Here is a 2036-nt window from a genome sequence, read left to right on the forward strand (position 1 = left end):
CGCGCAAGAGCTGCCACCGCACTGGCATGTCCGCTCATGACCGAGGCTGCCAGGTGCACCAGACTATCCCAATGCTTTTCGATCAAAGCGACGTCGACATTGGCTTCGCACACCGCAGCGATTTCTGCGGGCACTTTGGTGCCGCGTGGCACAAAGAGGTGGCGCTGTTTGAGTTCCTTCAACCGCGGGCAAAGATCAAAACCAAGCAAACGGGCATGTGACATGGCAAAGTCGGTGTAGCCATGGGTATCCACAGCAAGCTGGCTGGTCTCCAGCTTTTCTTGGCGGATGACACCTTCAATGGCCACGCCCGCCTGGCGCTCATTGAGCACAAAGGGCTGCGCATGGAAGATGCCCCACCGGTCTTTTACATGGGAGTAGATTCCAATGGAAGGTGTGTTGCGCCGAGGATCAAGCCGGGCTTGCCACACCCGTTTGGTGGTCTCCATGCTCATCATGTCAGAAGATGCCAAATCGGACCGCCCCCAGGTGGCGGCAATCGGGTGTCGCTGCATGAATTCCAGCACAGCCTGGCAGGCCTGGCTCAGACGCCGTTCGTCCCGCGCCCAGCGCATGGCCTGGCGAATGCTGGTGGCAGACAATTGCGGAATCATGCGCGCGCATTCGACCGCAGTCAGACTGGTGCCGTGGGCCATGATGCCGGCATAGACCATCAGCAGCTCGTCGGTAGAGCGCGGCTCACGTCCGAGCATGATCCAGCTAAAGCGCACCTGGGCGTCAACGGCCAGAATCACTTCCGGCAATTGAACCTCACCGATGCGGTGATCCAAAGCCGCGCGCAGCTTGGTCACTTCTGGGTCTTCGTCCTCTGCGGGCAATGGCGACAAATGGAGTTCATCATCCACGCGCAGTACGCCACTGCGGGCTGCAGCGGCCACCGCATCGACACCGGCAGTTACTCTGGCCAGCAAAGGCTTCAAGAAAGTGGCAGCCTTGCTGGGTAACGATAGACGGGCATAGTGTTTCTTGGACTCTGCCTGCCAACGCTCGTCCGTGAAGAACAAGCGCGCACGACCCCGAAAGCTCAGGCTGTGCTCAATCCAGACCGAGCCATTGCGCACCGCGCGGCGCAGGGCAAACAGGGTGGCCACCTCCAACGCCTGAAACGCCCGTTCCCGGTCTGGGCTGGAGATCGAAACCTGCCAGATCATTCCCAGACTTGGTGCCACCACTTCAACTGGCAGCTTTCTGGATCCTTTGAGATATAAAGCTTGCAGCTTGGCAAGGTACTCGATGGCAGGATGCTCGCCGGTGGCCTGCCAGGGCAGCTTTGCAATGGCGACGAGCAACGACCGCACGGGGCGAATTCCATCAATCAATCCCTCGCGGACCAGGGAGGCCCTGCTCGGTGGTTTGCGTTTCTGGGTTTCGGTGATCAAGGCTTCAAGACGGGCACGCAACTCAGCATCTGGCACCGCACCTTGCGCGCTCAAGGCAACAAGTTCGCCGAGCAGCGTTTTGTACATTGCGGCCCAATTGACGGTAGCGGGGACATCGGCGGCAGCCTGACGCCACAGATCGGCGATCCGGCGCTGCACCATAAGGATCAACTGGTCTGTGGTGGTGAACAGGCAATACCGAAGAAAGCATGCGACCTCCACGGTGCGCGCTGGCTCTTTGATCTTGGCTCCGGCTGAGGGCGGCCTGGAGACAAGTCGGCGCGCGTAGCGGCGCAAGATGAGATCGGGGATGTCTGCCAGGTGCTTATGAACGTCCAGCGTGTAAAGCAGGTCGATGCGCTCCAGTACCTCGCTGATTTGGCGGGTTGAGTGTTTCGCCGGTGCAGCCCATAGCCAACTCTGCTGGGTTTGTCCATCTGGGCGCAGCTCTGAAACTGAGGCTCGCCAGCGATCAAGTGTTGCTGGATCAACGCTGGCGGCGATGGCGGTGCCTGTTTCAACTTCAAGCTGGGCAAGTGCCGCCGCAATCAGTGTCCGAATTGCCCGCTCGTGCACGATCACCAGCTTGTTCTTGTACAGCCATTGACGCGCCCGCACGAGTAGCTGATCGCGGTC

At 59.9% G+C, this 2036-nt stretch carries 1 protein-coding gene; it reads right to left on the minus strand.

Annotated elements, in window-relative coordinates:
• Positions 1 to 2036: Tn3-like element IS1071 family transposase (locus tag ACFSCU_RS18925; RefSeq protein ID WP_377561349.1), on the minus strand; the 2036-nt coding region annotated here is incomplete at both ends.

Origin of the sequence: Ottowia beijingensis (genome assembly GCF_042680925.1) — a bacterium.
In the GTDB taxonomy this organism is placed as follows: domain Bacteria; phylum Pseudomonadota; class Gammaproteobacteria; order Burkholderiales; family Burkholderiaceae_C; genus Ottowia; species Ottowia beijingensis.